The sequence below is a fragment of the Microbacterium sp. Leaf159 genome, from assembly GCF_001423615.1.
Lineage (GTDB): Bacteria > Actinomycetota > Actinomycetes > Actinomycetales > Microbacteriaceae > Microbacterium.
In genome coordinates, this window is sequence record NZ_LMOU01000005.1 from 1 (window position 1) to 5,523 (window position 5,523).

At 54.5% G+C, this 5,523-nt stretch carries 3 rRNA genes; all 3 read right to left on the reverse strand.

The features are described 5' to 3' along the window. Window positions 1–9 precede the first annotated feature (9 nt). Window positions 10–126, reverse strand: a 5S ribosomal RNA gene (rrf, locus tag ASF80_RS18575). A 106-nt stretch (window positions 127–232) separates the two neighbouring features. Continuing rightward, window positions 233–3,335, reverse strand: a 23S ribosomal RNA gene (locus ASF80_RS18580). A 409-nt stretch (window positions 3,336–3,744) separates the two neighbouring features. Beyond that, a 16S ribosomal RNA gene (locus tag ASF80_RS18585) occupies window positions 3,745–5,267 on the reverse strand. Together the 16S, 23S and 5S rRNA genes form the textbook arrangement of a ribosomal RNA operon. Window positions 5,268–5,523 lie beyond the last annotated feature (256 nt).

Genomic DNA, 5,523 nt, shown 5'->3' on the forward strand with positions numbered 1-5,523 from the left:
TTAAAAGAAGTCCGGCGGTGTCCTACTCTCCCACAGGGTCCCCCCTGCAGTACCATCGGCGCTGTGAGGCTTAGCTTCCGGGTTCGGAATGTAACCGGGCGTTTCCCTCACGCTATGGCCGCCGAAACACTATAGATGTTTCAATCAAAACACATAACAAAGTCATTGTCATGCGGTTCTCGACCGTACATCGAGAACCACTCAGTGGACGCGTAGCACCAACAAACGGTGTGTTATCAAGTCATCGGCTTATTAGTACCAGTCAGCTGCATGCATTACTGCACTTCCACATCTGGCCTATCAACCCAGTAGTCTGGCTGGGAGCCTCTCACCCGAAGGTATGGAAATCTCATCTTGAGGCCGGCTTCCCGCTTAGATGCTTTCAGCGGTTATCCATCCCGAACGTAGCTAATCAGCGGTGCTCCTGGCGGAACAACTGACACACCAGAGGTTCGTCCAACCCGGTCCTCTCGTACTAGGGTCAGATCCTCTCAAATTTCCTACGCGCGCAGCGGATAGGGACCGAACTGTCTCACGACGTTCTAAACCCAGCTCGCGTACCGCTTTAATGGGCGAACAGCCCAACCCTTGGGACCTACTCCAGCCCCAGGATGCGACGAGCCGACATCGAGGTGCCAAACCATGCCGTCGATATGGACTCTTGGGCAAGATCAGCCTGTTATCCCCGAGGTACCTTTTATCCGTTGAGCGACAGCGCTTCCACAAGCCACTGCCGGATCACTAGTCCCGACTTTCGTCCCTGCTCGACCTGTCAGTCTCACAGTCAAGCTCCCTTGTGCACTTACACTCGACACCTGATTGCCAACCAGGTTGAGGGAACCTTTGGGCGCCTCCGTTACTTTTTGGGAGGCAACCGCCCCAGTTAAACTACCCACCAGGCACTGTCCCTGAACCGGATTACGGTTCGAAGTTAGATATCCAGAGTGACCAGAGTGGTATTTCAACAATGACTCCACATGAACTGGCGTCCATGCTTCACAGTCTCCCACCTATCCTACACAAGCCACACCGAACACCAATACCAAGCTGTAGTAAAGGTCACGGGGTCTTTCCGTCCTGCTGCGCGTAACGAGCATCTTTACTCGTAATGCAATTTCGCCGAGTTCGCGGTTGAGACAGTTGGGAAGTCGTTACGCCATTCGTGCAGGTCGGAACTTACCCGACAAGGAATTTCGCTACCTTAGGATGGTTATAGTTACCACCGCCGTTTACTGGGGCTTAAATTCTCAGCTTCGCCTTGCGGCTAACCGGTCCTCTTAACCTTCCAGCACCGGGCAGGCGTCAGTCCGTATACATCGTCTTGCGACTTGGCACGGACCTGTGTTTTTAGTAAACAGTCGCTACCCACTAGTCTCTGCGGCCTCCAAACGCTTTCGGAGCAAGTCCTAATACGCCGAAGGCCCCCCTTCTCCCGAAGTTACGGGGGCATTTTGCCGAGTTCCTTAACCACGATTCTCTCGATCTCCTTGGTATTCTCTACCTGACCACCTGAGTCGGTTTGGGGTACGGGCGGCTTGAACCTCGCGTCGATGCTTTTCTTGGCAGCATAGGATCACCCACTTTTTATTCGCATCGTGTCTCAGCCTATGTGAGTCGCGGATTTGCCTACGACTCGGCCTACGCACTTGCACCGGGACAACCATCGCCCGGCTGGGCTACCTTCCTGCGTCACACCTGTTAATACGCTAACCGCACCAGAATGGGGTCGTGCGCTAGGCCCAGAGCGTCACCCCGAAGGGATCAGTCACTGGGATTCAGACACTTAGCACTACTGGATTAGCTTGGGCGGTTCTTCGCCGGTACGGGAATATCAACCCGTTGTCCATCGACTACGCCTGTCGGCCTCGCCTTAGGTCCCGACTTACCCAGGGAAGATTAGCTTGACCCTGGAACCCTTGGTCTTTCGGAGGACGTGTTTCTCACACGTCTTTCGCTACTCATGCCTGCATTCTCACTCGTGTAGCCTCCACGGCTGGTTTACACCGCCGCTTCGCTGGCCACACGACGCTCTCCTACCCATCAACACGGCTGGACCACGAAGGCCTACCAATAATGTCAATGCCACAACTTCGGTGGCGTGCTTGAGCCCCGTTACATTGTCGGCGCGGAATCACTTGACCAGTGAGCTATTACGCACTCTTTCAAGGGTGGCTGCTTCTAAGCCAACCTCCTGGTTGTCAAGGCAACTCCACATCCTTTCCCACTTAGCACGCGCTTTGGGACCTTAGTTGGTGGTCTGGGTTGTTTCCCTCTCGACTATGAAGCTTATCCCCCACAGTCTCACTGCTGCGCTCTCACTTACCGGCATTCGGAGTTTGGCTGACGTCAGTAACCTTGTAGGGCCCATCGGCCATCCAGTAGCTCTACCTCCGGCAAGAAACACGCAACGCTGCACCTAAATGCATTTCGGAGAGAACCAGCTATCACGAAGTTTGATTGGCCTTTCACCCCTATCCACAGCTCATCCCCTCAGTTTTCAACCTAAGTGGGTTCGGTCCTCCACGACGTCTTACCGTCGCTTCAACCTGGCCATGGATAGATCACTTCGCTTCGGGTCTAGGACATGCGACTGAATCGCCCTATTCAGACTCGCTTTCGCTACGGCTACCCCACACGGGTTAACCTCGCCACATATCGCTAACTCGCAGGCTCATTCTTCAAAAGGCACGCTGTCACAGCTACTAAGGCTGCTCCAACGGTTTGTAAGCAAACGGTTTCAGGTACTATTTCACTCCCCTCCCGGGGTACTTTTCACCTTTCCCTCACGGTACTTGTCCGCTATCGGTCATCTGGGAGTATTTAGGCTTATCAGGTGGTCCTGACAGATTCACACGGGATTTCACGGGCCCCGTGCTACTTGGGATACTCTTCGCGCCACGGTTGGCATTTCGACTACGGGGTTGGCACCCTCTATGACCGGCCTTTCAAGACCGTTCGTCTATACCATCGTGTAACGCCGCCATCTCGGCAGAGATGACTGAAAAGTCCCACAACCCCCAACGTGCAACGCCTGCCGGCTATCACACACGCTAGGTTTAGCCTGTTCCGGTTTCGCTCGCCACTACTAACGGAATCGCGGTTGCTTTCTCTTCCTGTGGGTACTGAGATGTTTCACTTCCCCACGTTCCCTCTACCCGCCCTATATATTCAGGCGGGAGTCACTAGGTCGGCACGCCGCCCAGCGGGGTTTCCCCATTCGGACACCCTCGGATCAAAACTTGCTTATCAGTTCCCCGAGGCTTATCGCAGATTGCTACGTCCTTCTTCGGCTCCAGATGCCAAGGCATCCACCGTTTGCTCTTAAAGACTTGAAATCACATGAGTTTGAATCAGAATCGACACCAGGCACGAAGGCCTGGCATGAAATTGACTAATGATCTTTAAGATCATCTTGTGCAACCGACCGAAGCCGGCTGCAAGATGCTCGCGTCCACTGTGTAGTTCTCAAAGTACGGGCGGTACCCCTTCTCGCCACCCCACACAGGGGAAACAACAAGAGGCCCAGAGGTACAGAAACGATCCGAAGATCGCATCCGGTCCCTCAGGACCCAACAGCGTGCAGACACCGGCCCCCTCACCCAGACCGTTCCAACAACCGAAGTTGCGTACTAGCTCCGAGATCAGATCTCGATGTCATGTCAAATGTTCCACCCATGAGCTCCCAGCGAAGAACGTATGCCTTCGATCTGGGTTCTGGACTCCGAAGAGTCAGATGCTCCTTAGAAAGGAGGTGATCCAGCCGCACCTTCCGGTACGGCTACCTTGTTACGACTTAGTCCTAATTACCGATCCCACCTTCGACGGCTCCCTCCACAAGGGTTAGGCCACCGGCTTCAGGTGTTACCGACTTTCATGACTTGACGGGCGGTGTGTACAAGACCCGGGAACGTATTCACCGCAGCGTTGCTGATCTGCGATTACTAGCGACTCCGACTTCATGAGGTCGAGTTGCAGACCTCAATCCGAACTGGGACCGGCTTTTTGGGATTCGCTCCACCTCGCGGTATTGCAGCCCTTTGTACCGGCCATTGTAGCATGCGTGAAGCCCAAGACATAAGGGGCATGATGATTTGACGTCATCCCCACCTTCCTCCGAGTTGACCCCGGCAGTATCCCATGAGTTCCCACCATTACGTGCTGGCAACATAGAACGAGGGTTGCGCTCGTTGCGGGACTTAACCCAACATCTCACGACACGAGCTGACGACAACCATGCACCACCTGTTTACGAGTGTCCAAAGAGTTGACCATTTCTGGCCCGTTCTCGTATATGTCAAGCCTTGGTAAGGTTCTTCGCGTTGCATCGAATTAATCCGCATGCTCCGCCGCTTGTGCGGGTCCCCGTCAATTCCTTTGAGTTTTAGCCTTGCGGCCGTACTCCCCAGGCGGGGAACTTAATGCGTTAGCTGCGTCACGGAATCCGTGGAATGGACCCCACAACTAGTTCCCAACGTTTACGGGGTGGACTACCAGGGTATCTAAGCCTGTTTGCTCCCCACCCTTTCGCTCCTCAGCGTCAGTTACGGCCCAGAGATCTGCCTTCGCCATCGGTGTTCCTCCTGATATCTGCGCATTCCACCGCTACACCAGGAATTCCAATCTCCCCTACCGCACTCTAGTCTGCCCGTACCCACTGCAGGCCGGAGGTTGAGCCTCCGGATTTCACAGCAGACGCGACAAACCGCCTACGAGCTCTTTACGCCCAATAATTCCGGATAACGCTTGCGCCCTACGTATTACCGCGGCTGCTGGCACGTAGTTAGCCGGCGCTTTTTCTGCAGGTACCGTCACTTTCGCTTCTTCCCTGCTAAAAGAGGTTTACAACCCGAAGGCCGTCATCCCTCACGCGGCGTTGCTGCATCAGGCTTGCGCCCATTGTGCAATATTCCCCACTGCTGCCTCCCGTAGGAGTCTGGGCCGTGTCTCAGTCCCAGTGTGGCCGGTCACCCTCTCAGGCCGGCTACCCGTCGACGCCTTGGTGAGCCATTACCTCACCAACAAGCTGATAGGCCGCGAGCCCATCCCCAACCAATAAATCTTTCCAGTAACTGACCATGCGGTCGCTACTCGTATCCAGTATTAGACGCCGTTTCCAGCGCTTATCCCAGAGTCAGGGGCAGGTTGCTCACGTGTTACTCACCCGTTCGCCACTGATCCACCCAGCAAGCTGGGCTTCACCGTTCGACTTGCATGTGTTAAGCACGCCGCCAGCGTTCATCCTGAGCCAGGATCAAACTCTCCGTAAAAAAGAAATGCATACGACACCGGGAAAACGGTGACGCAGCGAGTTTGATGCTGACCAAAGAGACAAATCATTGCTGACTTTATCCGTTGCCAACCCCACAAGGAGGTTGGTCTTTGATCCAAAGGAATCTCATCCAGCCGAAGCTGAATCGAGGTTATTTGGCATTTGACAAGTGCACGCTGTTGAGTTCTCAAGGATCGGATGCTCCCACGACCCAGTCATCACAACCAGGCCCGAAGGGCAACTTCTCTATCTTA